Here is a 20665-nt window from a genome sequence, read left to right as displayed (position 1 = left end):
CTTCCTTGTCAGGCAGGGGTCAGCGGCCGGTCGTCCGTCGTGGCGTAGGGATCATGGCGCCTGAGCCACGCGTTCAGGGAGCGTTCGAGTGCGGCTCTGGCCGCCGCTTCTTGAGGCGCGTGCCGGACCGCGCGCGCGGCGTTGTCGAGTGCGATGGTGATGTCGCCGCACTCCAGAGCCCGCACCGCGTCCTTGGTGAGTCGTGCGGCGAGGGCGCTCACGTCGTCGCCCGACTCCTCGATCTTCCGGATGACCTCGTCCATGTGCGTACGCATCTGCGTGAGGCTGAGGCCGTTGAGCAGGACGGTCTCGATGCCCCCGGCGATCTCGGTGAGCGTGGCGAGGCACGTGGAGTGGGCCGGCTCATGGCGCAGGCCCTCGTCGAGCAGTCGGAAAGCCTCCCACAGGGTGCGCATCCGCCCAACCGCGTCGTCGGCCGGGAGCCGCTCGGCCATGCCGAAGAGCAGGCAGCGGACGAGGCTGTCGCGCGGGCGGACGGCCTCCGGGTTGAGTTCCAGCGCCCGGCGCAGATCTGCCTCGGCGGCCTCCTGGTGCCGTGGAAAGCCATGGTCGGTGCAGGTGAGACCGCGCCACTCGCCTCGGATGGCGAGCAGTCGGGAGTGTTGTACGTCCAGCCGCTTCCGCTCTTCGGGGGCCAGCGGGCACAGCAGCTCGCTCGCGCCGTCGACGAGCCGCACGGCCCGGTCCAGCTTGGCCCCCGCTTCCGTACCTGCAGCGCCCGCCCACGTGTGCACACGCGCCAGTACGATCTCGAGGATGTCGCTCTTGGTGCGTACGCCCATGCGCACCGCGTCGGCCGAACGGAGCGCTGCTCGCCAGCGCTTGAGCGCGTCGGGCACCGCGCTCGCCTCGTCGGCGTTCAGTGCGGCCCTGGTGCAGGCAAGTTGACACCGCACCACCAGTTCCGCGGTGTCGCGCAGCAGGCGGGTGCGGCGCTGCGGAAGCAAGGTGTAGACCGGGTCACAGTCCAGGAATTCGGTGCAGTGCGGGCATGCGGAGATGTGCCCGGTCTCGCTGCGCGCGACCTCGGAACAGTCCTCGGGCAGCTCCCGCACATCCGCCGTGCGCGTCGGCAGTTCAGCGAGCGCGGCGTCGAATCGCTGGTGGCGATAGAGCGTGAACGCCTTGGCGAGCGACGAGAACGCCCAGCGCACCTCCTGCCCGGCCTGATCGCCCGGACCGCTCGGCGTCGCCTCCCGTTCGAGTCGAGCCACCGTCCCGGCCAACTGCAGCCCAAGACCCATCGTGCGGACGTACTCCGGTCCGGCGGAGAAGGTGAGGGGGGAGCCGTCCGACAGGGGCAGCCCGCCGATTGCGCTCAGCGCATGGGCGCCGTCCAGCTCGGCCTCGAAGAGGAAGCCCAGCTCTCGGTAGGTCTCGGCCTGCGCCTCCCGGCGCTGTGCCGTGTGCCGCTCGGCGTAGTCGTCGAGCTGAGCGGTGAGAGCCCGGCTGAGGACCGAGCGCAGGCTGGTCACGTCGTCGGGGGCCACCCGGCGCCGGTAGCAGACCGTCCGGGCCTCGCTCCAGCGGCTCCAGTGCCCGTCGCTGCTGAGGAGCGCTGCCCACAGCACTGCGGCCTCGCGCCAGACGGGCGCCGCGTGTTCCCAGGCGCCCCCCTCCTCGTACTCGACTGCCTGCCAGCGCCGGGCGATCGCCGCGGCGTGGACGGCATCCATGTCGCCCGGTGTCTCGGCGAGCACCGTGGACCAGGCTGCCAAGGCTTCGTCCCTGCCGTGCGCGACGAGGCGCAACAAGGTCGCGTCTTGAGGGAGTTCTGCGCTCAGTCGCTCCACAAGGTCGTCGGCGCCGCCCGGCTCGAACGCGGCAAGCCGGGCACGCAGTCGGTCGGGGCGGCTCACCTGGTACAGAAGCGCGTCGATCTCGAGGCGGGTCGCCGGGCGGCGCAGTCTCTCCCACGCGTCGAGCTCCTGTTCGTTCATGCCGCCGCGCTCCATGAGCACATATGTCGCGGCCTGGATCTCATCGATGCTCGACGCGGAGGTGACACCGACATCCTGCAGCGTCCTGTACGGGAAGGCGTCCTTGCCGAGCGCGTACGCATACGGGTCGGCCACCAGCGACTCCCCGGCCAAGCCGTCCGCCCATGCTGCGGCGTCGAGCAGCCTCCTGATGCGGCGGCGGCGAGCTCCCGCCTCGGGCAACGCGTCTCCCGCTTGCTCATACAGTGTCAGGGCGGCGCTCCACTGCCCGGTGGCCTCCAGGTGACGCCCGCGGGCATGGGCCCCACGGGCCGCGGCATCGCGCCGCCCGGTGCAGCAGTCGAACTCCGACGCGGCCCTCGCCCAGTCACCGGCCAGCTCCGCCTCGCGGGCCCGGGCGTAGGCGACGATGGCGGCCGCGTCCCGGTGGTCGGCGAGTTGCGCGGCCTCGGACACCGCGTCCGTCCAGCAACCGCGGGCCTCGGCGCAGAGGGCGCGGGCGTAGCAGGCACGGACGTCGGCGTCCGCGAAGTCGGCGGGCAGCACCTCGTACAACCCGGCGATGGCGGCCCACTTACCGGCCTCGTGAACACCCTCCTCGGGGGCCTGCTGCTCGGCATCCCGGGCATGGGCATAGCCTTCGCGGACAGCCGCGTCACGGTAGTCACCGGGCAGTTCGCCGTAGGCTTCGGCAGCGCGATTCCACTCGGCTGCCGCCTCGTGCCGACGGCCACGCGCGTAGGCGAGCAGCTGCCGGGCGGCCCCAACCAGTTCGGGAGACCGCGCGGCAGCCATGGATTCCGCGTAGTGTTCGAGGGCTGCGGCCCAGTCGCCGCGCTGCTCGGCCAGGCTGCCATGGGCCTTCGCCCGCAGGGCCGCAATGTCTCCGGCGCGGTCCGAACCAGCCAGGTGGTCAGGGAAGTTGAAGTTGAGGAGGCTGTGCCGATCGCCGTGGCCATCGGCGATCCGGTAGCGGGCGTACCAGCGGCGCGCGCCGACGTCGCCCTGCTCGGCCTCGTCGGGCAGCCCGCCGAAACCGTCAATGACACCCTGCCAGTTTCCGGTTGCGTCGGCGGCTCGGCCCCGTACGTAGCTCAGGCGGCGGCCGGTATCCAGGAAATGGCCGGGGAGTCCCTCGTACCTAAGCGCTGCCGCAGCCCAGTCCCCGGCCTGTTCGGCCACACGCCCACGGGCGTAGGCGAACCGGCGCTCGCTGTCCGCGTGACCGAGGCATGCCGCGTACGAGTCGCCCGCCTGCTGCCACAGGGCGTTCTGCTCCGCACCGCGGGCCGCGCAGTAGGCGGCGTTCACCGCGGCGGATGGCACGACCGCGGCCAACACGGTGAACAGGTCCCGTGCTACGGCCCATTCACGTCGCCCGGCGGCGTCCTCGGCACCCTCACCCACTCGGCTACGGACATCGTCCAGCCAGGGCCCGGCGTCTCCGCCGCAGGCGTCCAGCCGGAGCAGGTGATCGAGCGCTACGGCCCATTGGGCGGCGTCGATGGCCGCGCGGGCTTCGCAGAGCAGGAGTCGCGTGGGGCTGTCGGCGAGGTCCCCCGCTTTCTTGAAGCACTCCACCGCGTCCGCCCATGCGCCGCGCTCGGCCGCCACACGGCCACGGGCGTGGGCGGCGTACGCCGTCCACGAGGGATCGACGTCCTGCGCGGAACACGTACAGGCATCGGTGAAGAACCCGGCTGCCGCTTCCCACTTGTCGTCCGCCGCTGCGGCACGTCCGGCCGCGTGGGCGGCGCGGGCCTCGGAGTCCGCGTAGCCGCCCGCCTCTCTGTGTCTGCTGCAGGCCTCGGGCCAGTCACCGGCTTCCTCGCTCAGCCGCGCTCGACAGTAGGTCACCGCCTGTGCGACTGCCCGGAGCTGGTCCGGAGCCTCGGCCAGCGCCTGCACGTCCGCGTAGGCGTCGACCGCCGACGCCCAGGCGCCCTCGACACGGTGCCGCTCGGCCAGGTCCGCGAGGCACTGCAGCCGTACCGCGCGGATCTCCCGCGTCAGGTGCCCACACAGTTGGGACCGTGACTGCTCGCCGAGCCTGTCGAGCAGTTCCTCGGCACCGTCCGCGTCACGCCGGTCGGCCAGGGCCTCGCAGACCTCTGCGATCACCGGCCAGTCCTGCTCACGGCAGGCCTCGGCGAACAGGGTGCGGCATACCGGGTCGTTGTGCCCGCGCGTGACGCGTGCGACACTCGGCCAGTCTCCGGCATCGCGCAGGTGGTGGAGGGCCGTGTGGATCGTGTCCATGCTGACGTTGCCCTCGTGCTCGTATGCGGCGACGGACCGGGCGCCGGCCCTCAGCGGGTCCTCTGCCCGTGCGCTCTCCCCTTTCCGCAACGGATGGCGGGCCTTGAACAGCCAGCCGTGCCGGTACGACTCATGGAGGAACAGCACGGGCGTGCACCACTCGACCGTGGTGTGGCCCGGCACCGCGGAGATGGCGATCCGGGCGGCCGTCACCGCTTCGTCCACGGTCCGGTTCTCCAGCAGCTTCTCCATGACCTCGGGGCTGAACCGGGCGGCGGCCCGGTCGCTGATCGGCCCGCGCATTGCGGCCACCGCCGGCACGCCGTGCGCCACCAGGCCCTGGGCGAGCCCGGCGTGCGGCTCTGCCGGCGCGGCCACGGCCCCCGAACACAGGTTCAGCACAGCGAAGCGGAGCCGACCGGACTGGCTGAGGCTACTGGCCAGGACATGAGCGGGAATGCGATGCGACGCACCCTCCGGTGTCTGGAGGAAGACGGCACCGACACGCTCCTCCGCATCGAAGATGCCGTGCGCGGCGAGGACGAGCGCACTGGGTCGTTCACCGCCCTCGCCGAGAGCGCTGACGAGCTCCTCGCGCACGGCGGGCACGTGGCAGATCTCGGCGGCCAGGTCCGGCAGCTTCTCCAACTCGGCCGCCTCGGCCCCGGCGTCGATCGGCGCCATCCCTCCGTCGACCGCAGCGGACACCGCGATCACCACGCGCACCCGGTCGGGCTCGTCGTCCGGCTGCGGGGCGCGCGCGGTGCTGATCCCGGTGCTCAGGGTTCGTACGAGGGAGAGGTCGGGGTTGAGCGCCATCCGGCCGCCGACCTTGCCGGGTGGCGAGGTGAGCACCTCGACCGGCAGCTCCTGCAGCTCGTGCGGCAGGTCGAAGCGGAGCCGCAGACGCATGCCCCGGCTCTGTGCCTGCTCCAGCGCCTCCTTGAAGCACTGGCTCAGTGGTTCGGCGAACAGCATGCGGTACAGGCGGCGCCCCAGGTCGGGCACCGCAGTCTCCACCCTAGTCCGGCCGCGCGGCACGGCGCCCAGCTCGATGCCGATCAACCGGTCCAACTCGGCGCGCAGCGCGGCGGGTTCGCCCTCGGCGCAGTCGAGCATCCCGACCGCACAGGCCGGGCCCGACGCCAGCACCAGATACCGGCCCGGTGCGGTGCGCCGGATCCGGATGCGCAGTTCCTCGTAGCGCTGCACGGTCCGTCATCGCCCCCTGTACGTCGGGCGGCCGGTGAGCCGTAACGCCTCGACGAGTGTTTCGTGAATCCGCGACGCCTCCCGGTACAGGTCGGCGACGCCCCTGTGCTGCGGGAACTCGCGGCGCAGCACCTCGACGTATTCGAAGGCACTCGCCTGCAGCTGGAGCACAGCGTCCATGTCATTGGCCTGGGCAGCAAGCCCCACCTGGGCGTTGAGCAGCGAGCCCAGGTTCAGCCGGATCAGCGCCGAGTGCGGGTTGAGCTCGGCGGCCCGCCGTACGTCCGCCAAGTACCCGTCCAGACGGCTCTGGGCGGTGCGCGGCGCAAGGCTCCGGTCCGCGAGGAGTGTGTTCGCTCCGCTGACACCGCGCTGGTTGAGCGCGGCACCGAGCCGGCCCCGCACCCGCTCCACCGGGTCGCGGCCGCCGAGCACTTCCGTCGCCAGCTCCAGGACGGCGACCGCCGCATCCTTGTCCTTGGCGCGCTGCAGAGCGTCGGCCCGCCCGAGGGCCACCGTCGCGATCTCCTCGCAGATGTCGCCCCTGGCCACGGTCCGGTCCGCGAGGGCAACCGACCGTCGCCAGGCATGCCCTGCCACGGTCGGGTCCGGCGGCCGCTGGTGCAGCGCACCGACGCCCGCCCGCAGCAGGATCCACGCCGCGTGCACCACCGCCTCGGCCGCCAGCCGCCCGTGCCGGTCCGGCAGTCCGGCGTAGCCGGGATGCAGCTCGTCAAAGGTGCTGCAGCTCTTCTCGCACAACAGCGGCTGATCGCGAGCGGTCCACGCGGCAATCGCCTCGTCGAGGGTCGGCGACGAGGCCCCCGTCGCGCTCCGGCGTCCCGCGTCCTGCCGCCCGCGGCAGCCGGGACACCGCAGATCACCCAGGGTGACGAGGGCGAGGGCGTACGCTCCGGACTCCGCCTGCAGGGCGGCCAACCCGAGGCCGGAGAACCGGGACAGCAACTCCCGGAATTCATCCGGGGCCAACGCGCCTTCCACGGAGGCGACCTGGTCCCCGAAGGCCGCGCAGGCCCCCAACTCGGCCAGGCCCAGCGGACCGCAGCTGAGCATCCAGCCGCGCAGCCGAAACCCACCGATGAGGGAGAGGGACTCGGCCGCGCGAGCCTCGCGTTGGAACAGCATCCGCAACGGCGAACCTTCAGGGGATGTCTCGGGCAACTGCTCGGCCACGTAGGCCTTCAGAGCCTGTACGGCTTCCCTGCGCTCGGCTTCCGGCACCCGCTCCGCGTATCGGAGTTCGGCATCCGCCAGCAAGTCAGCCCAGGCCTCCTGGCTCTCCACGACGGCACCCCACGCCGCGATGTACTGCCGCCAGGCGGTGTCCGCTGCGCGCTCGGGGCAGCCTCCACCACGGAGCACCCCGAGAAGCATCAGGCCGACGGTGCGTGCGACGCGCGGATCGCCCGGATCCGCCCGCCAGATCCGCAGAAGGTCCCTGCACGCCTGTCCGCTCCGCCCGCCGAGGTGTCGGACCACGGCCGATTCCAAGGTTGCCGCCGGCCCGCCGAGTTCGGGCAGGTCCGCACACAACCGGTCCGTGCGGGCGGGCACCGCTCGTTCGCTGCGGACCTGTGGATCCTCGGCACGGTGGTCTTCGCCGCTCCCCTCGGGCGACTGCCCGGGACCGAGAGCGAGGGACGGCGCCGCCAAGGGCCTGCCGCCACGGTGCAGAGTCTCGCCGACCAGCGCCTGCTGCTCTCCCCCGGAGTTCGCGAGCAGGACACCGACCGCGCCGGTCCAGTCCGCGGCGCGCATCGGCCCCGCCACGAACGCCCCGGGCGCCCGTCCGGCCGGCACCGCGCCACCTGCCCGGTCGGCGGCCTCGACAAGGGCGGCCGACTCCACGCTCGCCTCCGAGCCCGAGTCCTGCGCGGTGCGACCGACGAGTCCAAGGGCATCGCTCGCGCGCACCTCGTCGGGCCGGATCCGCGGCCCGCTCCACGGCGGGTCCTCGGCCTGCCGCCGGTCTCGGACCCGATGCCTGAGCAGGGCGAGATGGCGCAGGACACGTACCTCTTTCGGCCGCAACTCCCGAGCGATCTGCAGGTGTTGTCCGGCCCGCTTGGCACGGTCCGGCTCATGAAGGTCGGTGGACCGAGCGGAGCTGTGCAACACCTGTGCTGCCGCGCGCAGGTGCCATTCCATTAGCGCGGCATCGACATACACCGACTGTTCCCGCTCGTAGGCCTGCCGGGCCTCCTCGGTTTGGGCCCCGAGTTCCAGGGTGAGGCCGGTCAGGCGGTGCGGCACCCCGAGGACACGCTTGTCGTCGGCTGTCTCGGCCTCGGCCGGGAATCCTTGCGCCGCGGCCCGGTCGTCGGCCCAGGGCTGCAACAACGCGAGCACCGGCCGCGCCTCTGGCGGCAGTTCGGAGTCGGCCACGGCGAGCAGGTCGCTCCGTGCCGCCGCCGGATCTCCCCTCAGCAACCGGACATAGGCACGCTGGACGAGGGCGCGTGGCTCCCCCGGACTCCGGGCGAGGACCTGGGTGAAGTAGGCGTCGGCCGACCGGTGGTAACCGTTGTGAGCGGCGGCGCACCCCGACCAGTAGAGGCCTGCCGGATCACTCGGACACAAGGTCAACGCCTGCCCGAAGTGTTGCTGGGCGGCATCGGACCGACCCAACCGCAGGGAGATGCGCCCGAGCCCGATCAGCGCCTGCGCGGCGACTGCGGCCTCGTCGCTGTCCACCGTCGGAGCCTGACGGATGGCCCGCGTGAAGACCTCCTCGTAGGCGACCGCCGCGGTCTCGTGGTCACCGCGGGCGAAGGCCTCCTCGGCCCGGTCCAACTCACGCCGGGCACGGCGCAGTGCGAACATGTGCCTTCGCCCCCTGCCCCGTCAGGGTTCGTCGGGCACGGGACGCCAACAGGCCAGGTCCTTGTCGTAGCGCACCGGTCCGGTGCGGAAGTCTGACAGATCGAGCCCTACCAGCTGGCGATAGGCCTCGGGAGGCAGGTCGGCCTCCAGTACCACTTGCAGTCCGCTGCCCCAGTCCTGCAGTACCAGAGGAGCCACGGCGGGCGCCTGTACGGGGACCGTCGCGGCGGACTCGTCAGCCAACAACCGTTCCCGGCCAGGGACCAGGCACTCGACGAGCCGCTTGATTCCCTGGTAGGAGTCAGTTGCGGCTTGTCCCGCCACGCCGTCGAGAAAGGCCCGCAGCGGAAGGGCGGCCAAGACAAGCCAGACAATGACCCCGACGTCACGCGCGTGGTGGACGTGGCGTACATCGGTGGCGAATCCGAGCTTCTCGAACCGATCGCGGAGTTCGCACGCCGCCTCGCTGTCGACGTCGCGTCTCAAGAGCAACTCGATGTGAGCCAAAGGCTCGTTGATGGCCGGGCTCCCGTTCACCAGACGCTACCTCACCCCGTGTCCGCCTTCGGCGCACCACTCACGCCGACATGGCCTCGCCTGTGCTATACGTGCAACGCACAGATAACTATGCCCGTCACACAATGCCAATTGCAGCGTAGACCGGCAAAACTCCGCAGCATCGTCAACTCTCCAACTTTTCCCGCCTGTTGCATAGAGATCCCGTTCGCATCAGTGAGTTCCCGCCGGGATCGGTCACGACGCCATCGCCGCGCGAGCCGGCTGCGCGTACTCGACCAGGCGGCTCTCGCGACCATGGCGTTGACGTCGGCGACGCGCTCGCTCATCGCGCCCCGGGCCCTGACCCGGCCCGATTTGATCGTGCGTCAGTGCGTCCCCATGCGGCACTCTGATGTCCTACTGTGTGCGTATCACGGTGTGAGTTCATCTACCCACGGGAGGACGGGAGTTGGGGGCTGCAGAAAGCGCAAGACGCATGGAGCTGTCGGCGGCCGTGCAGGCGATGCGTGACGAACTGCTGCGTGCCGCGGCGCAGGGAGCCGGACACGAAGTTGCGTTCCAAGTGGGTCCCATACAGATGGAGTTCACCGTCGAACTACGTGCGGACGCCCGGGTGCGAGGCGGGATGAAGGCGTTCGTCGTCTCGGGGGAGACCGATGCGGGGGCGGGCCGCACCCACACCCATCGCGTCGCCCTGACCCTGGAGCCCCGCAAGGCCACCGGGGAACCACTGCTCATCTCTGCGGAGGGTGAGGCCGACGCCTCCGGTCTCACCGCAGCCGGGCCGCTGTGACCGGTGCTCCGAGAACGGGGCGCGCGACCGGGCCGGGACTCGAGAGCGTCGCCGCTCTGACCGGAGGCGGCCGGACAGGCAGCGGCTATCTGCTCTCGCCCCGGCTGGTGCTGAGCGCCGCTCACGTGGTCGACGGCGCGGACAACATGAGCGTGTCGACGGTACGCGGTGGCACGGAGGTCTGCCGGGTCGTGTGGCGCAGGCACGACGCCGTGTGCGACGCCGCTCTGCTGCTGGCCCCCCGTGATCTCGTACCGCCGGACGTTGCGCACCGCCTGGGCCCGGTGCACTGGGCCAGGCTCGCGGATGCGTCGCCGATCGGGGACTGCCAGGCGATGGGTTTCCCACGGATCGCACGGGCCTCGGGGGGCAGGCTGGACATCGAGCACATCGAGTGCGCGCTGCGTCCCGGTGCCGGTCTGGTCCGTGGCAGGTACGTCCTCGATGTCAAGGACGTCTCGCCCGAGCCGGCCGGGCAGGGTTCGCCGTGGGGCGGTATGTCGGGGGCGGCGCTTTTCGCTCGCGGGCGGATGCTGGGCGTGATCGTGAGCATGCCCGAGAACTTCAGCAGTCGTCGGCTGGAAGCGGTGCGGAGCGCGACGTTGCTCGACGACGCTTCCTTTACGGCGGCTGTCGCCGAGCACAGCGGAGCGCCTCCCCTTGTCACCGAGCTGTCGGTCGCCGCGGCGGAGCGGAAGCCCCTCGTCCTCGCAGGTGTCCTGCACATGATGCGGCGGGACTTGGCGGCGACGATCCGCTCCCACTGGGCGGAGGCGGCGGGGCAGTTCTTCGCCGAGGAGGGGCGGGCGGAGGAACAGTCCGAAGGGCTGCGGCACCTGCTGGCCTGGCTGCGGCAGTTCGACGATCCGGTGAGCGACGACATCGAGGGCCTCCGGGTCCTGATCGACCGTCGGCTTCTGAACTCCGGTGTGACGGCCGACCTGAAACTGCTGCACCTGCTGGCCTGGCTCGATCCCGAGGGCGATCCCGTATGGCGTGGCTCGGCGGTGACCCTGGAGTCGCTGACGGATGCGTGCCTGGTCGGCCGTATGGACGACAGCGGCCCCACACGGGAGCTGTACGACGACCTGTGCCTGGGCGGGGTGCTGGACGCTCTCGCCGGGTTCACCGCGCTGCGCCGTCTTGAGGGCCTGCAGCAGGCATGGGACCAGGCGTGGGCGTCCTCGCTGAACATGGTCCGGCAGGCGCCCGGGGTGCCGGACGACGCCCAGGAGTGGGCCGAGCACGAGGCGCGCGGCATGCTGTTGGCGGCGCTCCTGCCCCACCCTGGCGCCGGGGAGCGGCTGCGGTTGGCCCACGAACGCGTGATGCCGCCCTCCGACGGAGTTCTGGCGTGGTACGACTGGCTGCGCTCGCACAGCGGGGGCGCGGGCTCCCCCGTCGAGTGGCTCGTGCGCACCGACCTCGCCGCCTTCGCGATGCGCTACGCGGAACTGGCCGCCCAACAGATCGCCAAGGAGCGGATGGACCGGCGGACGACCGAGGCGCTGCAGAAAGCGCACCTTGGCCGCGTGCGCCAGTGGCAGGCGTACGAGGCCGAGCGGCGCGCGCCCGCGGCACGGCTGGGCGCGGTCATCCGGTCCGTAGTCTGGGTCGGGCTGTGGGGAGCGGTCGTGACCGCCGCGGTGTGGCTTGTCTGGGGCTGGGCTGAGCCCGGCATTGCACGCAGCGTGTCCTGGCAGTGCGTGTGGCTGACGGTGGCCGGCATCGCCGGTCGGGTCCCGGCGGCGCTACGGCTGGGCGTCGCCTACCAGCCACCCCTGTCTGGCATCCGCCGCCGGGCGCGAGCACGGGTCGTCCGGTCCGGTCTGCTCAGAACCGTCGCCAGGGGAATCTGGACAAGTCTGCTCCGTGCGGGCGTCACCGTCGGTGCCATCGCCTTTCAGGGAGCACTGGTGCACGACAGCACCGTTGTGTCACTGCTCTTCTTCGGTCTCGCACTGTGCGGTGTGTTCTTGGCCGGCCTCGGCGGTGCCCGGTCAGGCGCGGTGTTCCGGGACTGGGACGAGGAGTACCAGGAGCGCCTGCGGGACTACCGGTCCCGGCAGGGGGGTGTGCCGGAGGGCGTTCTGCGGAAGGTGAAGTCGGCATCTCCGAGGGACCGGGCCGAGGCTTACCGAGCGGCCACGGAGCAGTTCACAGGTCTCGATCTCGGAAGAACCGACGGCCGGCGGTCGGACCGTCACGGATGACCCGCATGGCCAGGCCCGCGTCGTGTTCTTCGCGTGCCGGGGACGGGCAAGGAAATATCGCAATCGAACGGGTGGAGGTTGCTCGATGGTCAGATACGAGGGTGTGGGCGGCTGGGTTGAGATCGGCCCGGCGTCGCTCACCGTCTGCCGGACGGACCTGAGGCCGGACCCCCTCCCGCCGCGCGTACTGCCCTTCCAGGCGCTGTCCGGTGTCGAGTTGGAGGACGCGACCCGGCTTCGGCGCGGACGCCTTCACCTGTGGTTCGGCGGGCGCGTCCTGGTCCCGGTGGGATCCGACGAGGACCCCAACACGATCGGTTTCACCTACGGGCAGCGGGAAGTGTTCCGCGGCCTCCACGAGTACCTCGGGAACGTCGTGAGGACAAACGAGGCCCAGGACATCGACGTGGCCGCCGCCTACGAGGCCGCGAACGACCCTCTGGTGGCCTGGCTGGCCCAGCGCGAAAGCGCCCGGGAAAGAGCCGAGGAAGACCGGGCCGCACACGAACTCGCCGCGGAACAGGAGCGCATCGCCCGGTTCGCCCGCAAGGTCGGCCCGGCGGCCGCCGCCCGCGAGGACATCATGGCCGCCGGGCTCGCCTCGGCCACGGGTGACCGGTGCTGGTACGTCCTCAAGCGGTTGCCCGGCTACCTCCTAGGCGAGGAGCAGGTGTTCGTCGTGGCGGAGTGCCGCCTCAGCGACCTCGGCACGGGCACGGTCGTCCTCACGAACCAGCGGCTCATGTTCGTCAAGGACAAGTTCTCCGGAGACGAGCTGTCCGTGCTCCAGCTCAGGGAGATCAGGGCGGTGGCGGCCAACCAGAAAATCACCCAGGGCGTCCTGCAGGTGGAGACCCTGCGGGGTCTCGTCGTCGCGTTCGAAGGCCTCAAGGGGGAGGACCTGGCACGGCTCGACGAGGCGCTGCGCCTGGCCATCGGCTCTCTCGGGCGGGCGGTCCCGGGCCCGGCTCCGGCCCCGATTAACGACCCGGCCGGGTCCCAGGACGTCCTCGACCAGATAGCCAGGCTCGGCGAGCTGCACACGGCCGGTGTCCTCACCACCGCCGAGTTCGAGCAGAAGAAACAGCAGTTGCTCGACCGGCTGTGAGCTCGACTCTGTCGGTGATCTTGTAATTGTCGGTGTCAGCTGCTGGCAGTCCGCCAGGACTTGTGCCGGGGGATTCCGTGTCGGTGCAGGAAGTTCTGGAAGGCCGTCGGTCGCCGCGGTGGGCAACGACGAGATAGCCGCGCAATTCGTGCTCAGCCCCACCACGGTCAAGACGCACGTGAACCGCGCCATGGTCAAGGTCTCCGCCCGCGACCGCGCCCAACTCGTCGTCTTCGCCCACCACAGCGGCCTCGCCGAAATCGGACTAGGACAGGACATCGCTCAGGCCGTCGTCTTCCTCGCCTCTGCCGACGCGTCTTACACCAACCCCTACCGAGAGCGATGTCCGCGGAGGACGCTCCCGCTAAACGGACCATCATTTTCGTTCGCCGGCCCACCTCACCCAGAAGGCACTATTCAGGTTGAACTCGTCGCCCCCCGTCATGCATTCAACCCCTCCCCACCAAGCGGCCCGCTCCGCCGGCCCGGGTGTTGGCCCGGGCCAACGGAGTTGGCGAGGAGCGCTCGGCGGACCGCCGCCAGGCGGTCTGCTAGGGGCGGATGTGGGGCCAGGTCATGATCTCCTGGGGTCCGCCGAATCCGGAGCCGACGTCCAGGACGACATCCCCTTGCGCGAGGGTGAGGGTGGGGATGAGCAGTTCGACTGCATCGGCGCCACCGATGTGGAACTGGTCGAGGTTGTCCAGTGCTCCGTCGGCCGAGGCGTCGAGATCGCGATGGTCGCTCAGGAGTCGGTCGATGGTCTGGTTGACGGTAGTTTCTCCGAAGGTCATGGCACCTGGGAAAGAACCACCCGCTGACCCGGATGGTTCGGGAGAATCTCGAGGTGGCCAGGCGTGGCTGACCTCTGGCGGTTGAACAACCATCACGGTGCGAGTTACGGCGCCACATCAACCACTCGATTCACTCTTACTCAGCGAGATCGCCCGGTTCATGGATTCCTCTGGCGCGGCAGGAATCCGGCCTGTCCGCCGCCACTGCCTGAGCACAGCCCGACCGTAGTTGTTCGTGCCGGCCACTCGATCCAATTCCGTCCCGTTCGGCGTGTGACCAACAGCCTGCTGACGGTTGAAGTAGTCCCACATGACCTCCTCAGCACTCTGCCCAGCCTTGGGCTGCACCACCGAGGAAGAGCGAGAGTCGCTGGTCTCGCTCTCGCGCTCCCTGTGAGAGTCTCGCTGTGGTGCAGTGAGCCCGTCTCGCTTGGCTTCCAGTGCGCTCGGCCGTGGCTTCGGGACGAGACGGGAGGCCTGTTCTCGCGGCCCATTCTCAGTCCGCTCTCGGTCACTGGACCGATGCGCGAGAAGTTCCACCGAGAACAGGAGGGCGACCGGTGGCCATCCCGCGACAAGCACTGGTTGCCAGGCGAGAGCCGGTGCTGCCGCGACGTTTGCCGCAAGGGACACTCCGATGCCGAGCAGAAATGCCATCCACACCACAGCGCGCGCCCGACGGCCGGCATGCCGGGCAGGCTTCAGCAGGCCAACTGTGGCCAAGAGCAACAACCCGTCGACTGACAGCGGCCACAGCGCGGCGCTTGCCGCGTCTGCCCCGCCCTGAAGGGCAAACGCCCGCTGGTGGATGTAGGAGGCGTACGCGGCCACTGACGCCACGACCAGAGCACAGCCACGCCGCACCCACGTCTCAAGGTCAGCCGCGCGAGACTCGTCCTTGCGGGGCGCCTCGACGCTCCTCATCGGGGCTCACCGCCCTTGCGGCGCCGCCGCGGGACCGCGACCGTAGCCGAAACTACGAGCTCACGGGCCCCGCGGCGGGTTATCCATGCTGTTGGAGCCCCCTGTCGGATTCGAACCGACGACCTTCGCTTTACAAGAGCGGCGCTCTGACCAGCTGAGCTAAGGAGGCCTGCACGCGAGCTTCGCGTGCGTGCCCGTGCAGTGTACCCAGGTCCCAGCCGCCCCCTGTCGAAAATTTCCGCGAAGTTCACAGCCCCGCGGGTACTGACAGATCAGGCAAACGCCAGGTAGCGTCCTGAGCCAGTTCACTCGCGTGGACTACACCACCACCTTCCTACAACGGATCGTCCGGCACGTTCCTGCCGGTAGAAGGGGGCCCATCACCATGGCCACTGTTACGTTCGACAAGGCGACCCGGATCTACCCGGGCACCGAGAAGCCCGCCGTCGACGGTCTGGAGATCGAAGTCGGGGACGGCGAGTTCCTCGTCCTCGTCGGTCCGTCCGGCTGCGGCAAGTCCACCTCGCTCCGGATGCTCGCGGGGCTCGAGGACGTGAACGCCGGCGCCATCCGCATCGGTGACCGCGACGTCACGCACCTGCCGCCGAAGGACCGGGACATCGCCATGGTGTTCCAGAACTACGCGCTGTACCCGCACATGACCGTCGCCGACAACATGGGCTTCGCGCTCAAGATCGCCGGCGTCAACAAGGCGGAGATCCGCAAGAAGGTCGAGGAGGCGGCGAAGATCCTCGACCTCTCCGACTACCTGGACCGCAAGCCGAAGGCCCTGTCCGGCGGTCAGCGTCAGCGTGTCGCCATGGGCCGCGCCATCGTGCGTGAGCCCCAGGTCTTCCTCATGGACGAGCCGCTGTCCAACCTGGACGCCAAGCTCCGTGTGTCCACCCGTACGCAGATCGCGTCGCTGCAGCGCCGTCTCGGCATCACCACCGTCTACGTCACCCACGACCAGGTCGAGGCCATGACGATGGGCGACCGGGTGGCCGTACTCAAGGACGGTCTGCTCCAGCAGGTCGACTCGCCGCGCAACATGTACGACCGCCCGGCCAACCTCTTCGTCGCCGGCTTCATCGGCTCCCCGGCCATGAACCTGGTCGAGGTGCCGATCACCGACGGCGGTGTGAAGTTCGGCAACAGCGTCGTCCCGGTCAACCGTGACGCCCTCAAGGCCGCCGCCGACAAGGGTGATCGCACGGTCACCGTCGGCGTCCGTCCCGAACACTTCGACATCGTCGAGGAGAACGGCGGCGCCGCGAGCTCCCTGTCGAAGGCCACCGAGGACGCCCCGGCCGGCCTCGCCGTCTCCGTGAACGTCGTCGAGGAGCTCGGCGCCGACGGCTATGTGTACGGCACCGCCGAGGTCGGCGGCGAGACCAAGGACCTGGTCGTCCGGGTCGAGGGCCGCCGGGTGCCGGAGAAGGGCTCGACGCTGCACGTGGTGCCGCGTCCGGGCGAGACCCACGTGTTCTCGACCTCCACGGGCGAGCGCCTCACCGACTGAGGCCACCCGGCCCACCGGCAACTCCCGAAACGCCCATCCCGGGTAATTCACCCAGGTTGACGAAGAAGGGCCCCGCAGACCCCTGCGGGGCCCTTCTTGTTGTCGATATTTACCCCGGCACACCGGTCATTTCGAGCAGTGTGCGTCAACCTCGCGCCCAATTCGAGGCGGCTCTTCGTCCCCCGAATTGATTACTAAATGTCGCCAAATCATCACCTGGCGCTACTCTCACTCGCGTGAAGCACTCCACTAGCCAACAGACGCGACGCGGCCGGGGCCCCGCCCGCCGGATCGGCCGCACGCTCGCCCTCGTCCTGCCCGTCGTCCTGGTGCTTTCCGGGACCCTCGCGGTCACCCGAGTCAACTGGACGGGGAACCCCTCGAACTCGGTCCTCACCGCCTCGGACGCGACCGACATCACCGCGGACGCCAAGGCCGCCCACCGCGCCCCGCAGGACGTGCTGCGCGACAAGCTCCTGGGCGAGCTCCAGGAGAAGGACCCGGGCACGGTGCTGACGCACCTCCAGCAGGCCGTGAACGAGCGCCCGTCGCTCGCCAGGCACTGCGTGTCCATCGCCCGCTCCCTGGGCCGCGCCGCGGTCCGCATGTACGGCCCCACGCGCGCCCAGTCCTACGCCCGCCCGGTCTGCGACACGTCCTTCGCCTCGGGCGTCGCGGGCGCGCTCAGCTGAACCCGCCCCTCCTCCGCCGCGGACATTACGAACAGTTCGGAGGAGGGTAACGGCTCATTAAGGAACGGTTGCCGGCTCCGGACGTGGGCGGGACGCACCGTACAGTTCGGTCATGACCCATCCGACCGCCGCGTCCCGCCCCGTTCAAGCCGTCGTCCTGGCCGGTGGCCAGGGCTCGCGGCTGCGTCCCTACACCGACGACCGGCCCAAGCCGATGGTCGAGATCCCCGGTACGGGAACTCCGATCATCGGCCATCAGCTTGCCTGGCTGGCCGAGGAGGGCGTGACGGACGTGGTGGTCAGCTGCGGCCATCTCGCCGAGGTGCTGCAGGACTGGCTGAAGTCGGCCGACCTGCCGGTGAAGGTGACGACGGTCGTGGAGGCGGAGCCGCTCGGCCGTGGCGGCGGGCTGAAGTACGCCGCCGCCCATCTCCCGCACCCGGACCGGCCCTGGTTCGCCACCAACGGCGACATCTGGACCCGCTTCTCGCTGCGGGACATGGCGGACTTCCACACGGAGCGCGACGCGGTCGCGACGCTGGCCCTGGCCCGCCCGCGCATCCCCTGGGGCGCGGTGAAGACGGACGGCTTCGGGCACATCACGGACTTCATCGAGGCGCCGCCGTCGACGTTCGAGATCAACGCGGGTGTATACGTCTTCTCTCCCGAGTTCGCCGGGCTGCTTCCCGAGCGGGGGGACCACGAACGTACGACGTTTCCCCATCTGGCGCGTGAGCGGCGGCTGGCCGGGTTCACGATCCCGCAGGGGGCGTATTGGCGCGCCATTGACACGGCGAAGGATCTGACCGAGGCCGCGAAGGAGCTGGCCGCTCTGGGGCGGTGAGAGCTCGGTTGGTGCGGTCGTCTTTCGGCTGCCGGCCCGGTGGGGGCTGATCGCGCAGTTCCCCGCGCCCCTTAAAAGCGAAGAGGTCCCGCACAGTTCTCGTGCGGGACCTCTTCGTATGGACCCGGTGTCTCAGCCGGTGGGCGGGCCCAGGATGCCGCCCGTCGGCTTGGCTACCCCAGTAGGCCGCCCACCAGGCCCGGCTCGCCGGAGGATGAGCCTCCGGAGCCCGTGCCGCCGTCTCCGCCGGTGCCGCCGGAGGTGGGGCCGGAGCTGGTGCTGGGGGCGCCTCCGGACGGCGAGGACTGCTGGGGCGGGGTCTGGCCCGCCGTGCCCTGGGTCTGGCTGGGCGTGCCGCCGGTCGCGGTGGCGCCCGGCGTGGTCGCCGCGCCGGAAGGAGTGGAACCGGCGGTGGCGCCCTGGGTGGGCGCGTTCGAGGCCGAGGGCGACTGGCTGTGCCGCTTGTGCGGCTCCTGCGGGAGCGGGGAACCCGGCAGCTCGTTGCGCGGGGCCTCGCCGGGCCCGGGGACGATCACACGGTCGGCGTCGCGGACCGCACCGCCGAGCAGCGAGCCGACGAGCAGGGTGAGGCCGGTCGCGATCGCCGTGATGAGGGCGCCGCGGCGCAGGACGTAGGCGCGCAGGTCCCAGATGTCGGAGCAGGGGCCCAGGCGCCGCCAGGCGCTGCCGGCGAGGCGGCCGTCGACGGAGTAGACGGGGGCGCCGGCGATGATCAGCGGGGACCAGGCGGCCAGGTAGATGATGTCGGGGGCGTCGTAGGCGGGAACGGTCTTCCAGCTGACGGTGACGATCAGCGCGGCCGACAGCAGCGCACCGAAGACGGCGGCGACCCGCTGCCAGCAGCCCAGGACCGTGAGCACGCCCACGACGACCTGTGCGAAGGCGATGACGAGGCCGGAGCCGACGGGGTGCTGCAGGGCGAACTGCCGCAGCGGCTCGGCGACTTCCCAGGGGTGCAGCGTGTTGAGCCACTTGACCATGGAGCCGCGCTTGCCGCCGTCGAAGTAGACGGGGTCGCACAGCTTGCCCATGCCGGCGTAGATGGAGATGAAGCCGAGGAAGATGCGCAGGGGGAGGAGGACGACGCCGAGGTTCATCCGGCGGCCCGGGTAGTAGGCGTGCCGTGCCGGGTCGACGCCGTGGCGCTTGGCGGGCAGGTCGGTGCCGTCGGACTCGTCGAAGTCGCCGAACTCGTCGGCCTCGTCGGCCTCGTCGAAGTCCTCGAACTCCTGGGCGTCGTAGTCGGGTTCGTCGTCGTATGCGCTGCCGACGGTGCGCATACCGGGGAGGAAGCGGGTGCCGACGATGTCGTCGTGGTGGCCGCGCTGGGCGCCGACGATCGGGGTCTCGACGGTCTGTTCCAGCTCGTCGTAGGCCTCGTCGTAACCGCCGACTCCGACGCGCGGGATGACCTGGGTGGCTCCTGCGTCCACGGACGGGTCGTCGCCGTGCCGGACGCTGCCGCCGCGTACGGCCTGGAGCAGGCGGTGGGCGCCGGTGTCGTCGGGGGCCGACCTGCCGCTCCAGACGACGGGCCGGCGCCGGGGGCCCGCGCCCGCTCTGCTCGCGGCGGTACCGACGACGGGCGTGCGGGCGGCGTCCTGGGCGGCAGTCAAGTGCCGTGCGATCCGCGGCGATCGGGTGCGGGCCGAGGCGCCGAGCTGCACGCGGAAGCTCGCATGATTGACGATGACCTGCGCCGGATCGCTCGGCACCTTCACCATGCTCAGCGCGGGAGCGTCATCGAATCCCGACGGGCCGTCCCCCGTGGGTGTGCGGGGTGTTCTGGTGTCCACACTCATCTAACCGAGTGACGTGTGGTTAGGACACTGCTTTGACCCGCCGGATGTGTCCGGATCGCGTCAACGTTGTCCGGGACGCCCAGATTGACCCGTACGAGTGATGGTGCGGACGCGTGTTCAGTCGCGCCGCCGTGCGGCCTCGTACAGCACGATCCCCGCAGCCACACCGGCGTTCAGCGACTCGGCACCGCCCGGCATCGGAATCCGCACCCGGAAGTCGCAGGTTTCGCCGACGAGTCGGGACAGGCCCTTGCCCTCGCTGCCGACCACGATCACGACGGGGCCCTCCAGGGCCTGCAGTTCGCCGATCTCGGCCTCTCCGTCGGCGGCGAGGCCGACGACCACGATGCCCTGCTTCTTGTACGCCTCCAGGGCGCGGGTGAGGTTGGTGGCGCGGGCGACCGGGGTGCGGGCCGCCGTGCCGGCGGACGTCTTCCAGGCGCCGGCGGTCATGCCGGCCGCGCGCCGCTCGGGTACGACCACGCCGTGGCCGCCGAAGGCGGAGACGGAGCGGACGACGGCGCCGAGGTTGCGCGGGTCGGTCACGCCGTCGAGGGCGACGATCAGGGGATCCTCGCCGTCGTCGTACGCCGCGTTCGCGAGGTCCTCGGGGTGGGCGTACTCGTACGGCGGGACCTGGAGGATGAGGCCCTGGTGGTTGAGGCCGTTGGTCATGCGGTCGAGCTCGGGGCGGGGGGCCTCCATGAGGTTGATCCCGCCGCGCTCGGCGGCGAGCTGGAGGGCCTCGCGGACGCGCTCGTCGTTGTCGATGAACTGCTGGACGTAGAGGGTCGAAGCCGGTACGCCCTCGCGGAGCGCCTCGACCACCGGGTTGCGGCCCACGACCAGCTCGGACGACGACTTGCCGCCGCGGCCGCGCGGCGCGGGACGGCGCACGGCCTGCTTCGCCTTGGCGCCCGCGATGCGGTTCTTCTTGTGCCCCTTGCGCATCTCGGCGGGCGGGGTCGGGCCCTTGCCCTCCAGACCCTTGCGCCGCTGGCCGCCACTGCCGACCTGCGCGCCCTTCTTGCCGGACATGCGGCGGTTGTTGGCTGCCATGACCTACCCGTCTGCTCTCTGAAGAAGTGAAGCGTGTGTTCGTACGTCTATGAAGTGTGCCGCCCGGACGGCCGGGCGGCACAATCGATCTTCTGATC

Annotated in this window: 13 protein-coding genes, 1 tRNA gene and 1 pseudogene; 7 read left to right on the top strand and 8 right to left on the bottom strand. The window is 70.6% G+C overall.

The genetic code is table 11. The features are described 5' to 3' along the window. Window positions 1-8: 8 nt before the first annotated feature. The 3 genes from ACFY10_RS39735 to ACFY10_RS39725 are packed head-to-tail and all read right to left on the bottom strand — an operon-like array spanning window position 9 to window position 8813. Window positions 9-5432: a CHAT domain-containing protein gene (locus tag ACFY10_RS39735; protein WP_390670157.1), complete on the bottom strand. Its 5424-nt coding sequence runs from the start codon at window positions 5430-5432 to the stop codon at window positions 9-11. Window positions 5433-5438: 6 nt separating this feature from the next. Continuing rightward, window positions 5439-8276 carry a hypothetical protein gene (locus ACFY10_RS39730; RefSeq protein WP_390670156.1) on the bottom strand — a complete coding sequence of 946 codons (2838 nt, stop codon included), beginning with the start codon at window positions 8274-8276 and terminating at the stop codon, window positions 5439-5441. A 21-nt stretch (window positions 8277-8297) separates the two neighbouring features. Continuing rightward, entirely contained in the window at window positions 8298-8813 is a 516-nt protein-coding gene (locus ACFY10_RS39725; protein ID WP_390670155.1) for a hypothetical protein, read from the bottom strand. Between the two features lie 457 nt (window positions 8814-9270). On the opposite strand from ACFY10_RS39725, the gene ACFY10_RS39720 reads away from it, so the two are divergent. The 4 genes and pseudogenes from ACFY10_RS39720 to ACFY10_RS39705 all read left to right on the top strand — a co-directional run. Further along, on the top strand, window positions 9271-9588 hold the full coding sequence (locus ACFY10_RS39720; RefSeq protein ID WP_390670154.1) for a trypco2 family protein: 318 nt from the start codon (window positions 9271-9273) through the stop codon (window positions 9586-9588). Continuing rightward, window positions 9585-11801: a serine protease gene (locus ACFY10_RS39715; RefSeq protein WP_390670153.1), complete on the top strand. Its 2217-nt coding sequence runs from the start codon at window positions 9585-9587 to the stop codon at window positions 11799-11801. The genes ACFY10_RS39720 and ACFY10_RS39715 overlap by 4 nt, the downstream gene beginning before the upstream one ends. Window positions 11802-11886: 85 nt before the next feature. After that, on the top strand, window positions 11887-12909 hold the full coding sequence (locus ACFY10_RS39710) for an SHOCT domain-containing protein (RefSeq protein ID WP_390670152.1): 1023 nt from the start codon (window positions 11887-11889) through the stop codon (window positions 12907-12909). Window positions 12910-13027: 118 nt separating this feature from the next. After that, window positions 13028-13162 (top strand): annotated as a pseudogene (locus tag ACFY10_RS39705) (response regulator transcription factor); the annotation flags it as partial. 298 nt (window positions 13163-13460) lie between these two features. Here ACFY10_RS39705 and ACFY10_RS39700 read toward each other — a convergent pair. The 3 genes from ACFY10_RS39700 to ACFY10_RS39690 form a co-directional block, all read right to left on the bottom strand. After that, the gene (locus ACFY10_RS39700) at window positions 13461-13703 is read right to left on the bottom strand and encodes a hypothetical protein (RefSeq protein ID WP_390670151.1); all 243 of its coding nucleotides are present in this window, start codon (window positions 13701-13703) and stop codon (window positions 13461-13463) included. A gap of 117 nt (window positions 13704-13820) precedes the next feature. Beyond that, window positions 13821-14627 carry a DUF2637 domain-containing protein gene (locus ACFY10_RS39695; protein ID WP_390670150.1) on the bottom strand — a complete coding sequence of 269 codons (807 nt, stop codon included), beginning with the start codon at window positions 14625-14627 and terminating at the stop codon, window positions 13821-13823. A 92-nt stretch (window positions 14628-14719) separates the two neighbouring features. Beyond that, window positions 14720-14796 (bottom strand) — tRNA-Thr (locus ACFY10_RS39690). Between the two features lie 216 nt (window positions 14797-15012). On the opposite strand from ACFY10_RS39690, the gene ACFY10_RS39685 reads away from it, so the two are divergent. The 3 genes from ACFY10_RS39685 (at window position 15013) to ACFY10_RS39675 (ending at window position 17685) form a co-directional block, all read left to right on the top strand. After that, window positions 15013-16149, top strand: coding sequence for an ABC transporter ATP-binding protein (locus tag ACFY10_RS39685; RefSeq protein ID WP_390670149.1), 1137 nt, complete (start codon window positions 15013-15015; stop codon window positions 16147-16149). A gap of 236 nt (window positions 16150-16385) precedes the next feature. Next, window positions 16386-16841 carry a hypothetical protein gene (locus tag ACFY10_RS39680; RefSeq protein ID WP_390670148.1) on the top strand — a complete coding sequence of 152 codons (456 nt, stop codon included), beginning with the start codon at window positions 16386-16388 and terminating at the stop codon, window positions 16839-16841. A 112-nt stretch (window positions 16842-16953) separates the two neighbouring features. Further along, on the top strand, window positions 16954-17685 hold the full coding sequence (locus tag ACFY10_RS39675) for an NDP-sugar synthase (protein WP_390670147.1): 732 nt from the start codon (window positions 16954-16956) through the stop codon (window positions 17683-17685). A gap of 173 nt (window positions 17686-17858) precedes the next feature. On the opposite strand, the gene ACFY10_RS39670 is transcribed toward ACFY10_RS39675, so the two are convergent. Both ACFY10_RS39670 and rlmB read right to left on the bottom strand, forming a co-directional pair. Beyond that, entirely contained in the window at window positions 17859-19508 is a 1650-nt protein-coding gene (locus tag ACFY10_RS39670; RefSeq protein ID WP_390670146.1) for a DoxX family membrane protein, read from the bottom strand. Window positions 19509-19625: 117 nt separating this feature from the next. Beyond that, window positions 19626-20567: a 23S rRNA (guanosine(2251)-2'-O)-methyltransferase RlmB gene (gene rlmB / locus ACFY10_RS39665; RefSeq protein WP_390670145.1), complete on the bottom strand. Its 942-nt coding sequence runs from the start codon at window positions 20565-20567 to the stop codon at window positions 19626-19628. Window positions 20568-20665 lie beyond the last annotated feature (98 nt).

It is taken from the genome of Streptomyces sp. NPDC001401, assembly GCF_042895385.1.
Classification (GTDB): Bacteria; Actinomycetota; Actinomycetes; order Streptomycetales; family Streptomycetaceae; genus Streptomyces.
This window is presented reverse-complemented; position numbering and strand designations above follow the sequence as displayed.

Coding starts and splice junctions, on each gene's coding strand:
- ACFY10_RS39730 (WP_390670156.1), bottom strand. CDS start 8,276: ATGTTCGCACTGCGCCGTGCCCGGCGTGAGTTGGACCGGGCCGAGGAG.
- ACFY10_RS39720 (WP_390670154.1), top strand. CDS start 9,271: ATGGAGCTGTCGGCGGCCGTGCAGGCGATGCGTGACGAACTGCTGCGT.
- ACFY10_RS39710 (WP_390670152.1), top strand. CDS start 11,887: ATGGTCAGATACGAGGGTGTGGGCGGCTGGGTTGAGATCGGCCCGGCG.
- ACFY10_RS39700 (WP_390670151.1), bottom strand. CDS start 13,703: ATGACCTTCGGAGAAACTACCGTCAACCAGACCATCGACCGACTCCTG.
- ACFY10_RS39695 (WP_390670150.1), bottom strand. CDS start 14,627: ATGAGGAGCGTCGAGGCGCCCCGCAAGGACGAGTCTCGCGCGGCTGAC.
- ACFY10_RS39685 (WP_390670149.1), top strand. CDS start 15,013: ATGGCCACTGTTACGTTCGACAAGGCGACCCGGATCTACCCGGGCACC.
- ACFY10_RS39675 (WP_390670147.1), top strand. CDS start 16,954: ATGACCCATCCGACCGCCGCGTCCCGCCCCGTTCAAGCCGTCGTCCTG.
- ACFY10_RS39670 (WP_390670146.1), bottom strand. CDS start 19,508: ATGAGTGTGGACACCAGAACACCCCGCACACCCACGGGGGACGGCCCG.
- rlmB (WP_390670145.1), bottom strand. CDS start 20,567: ATGGCAGCCAACAACCGCCGCATGTCCGGCAAGAAGGGCGCGCAGGTC.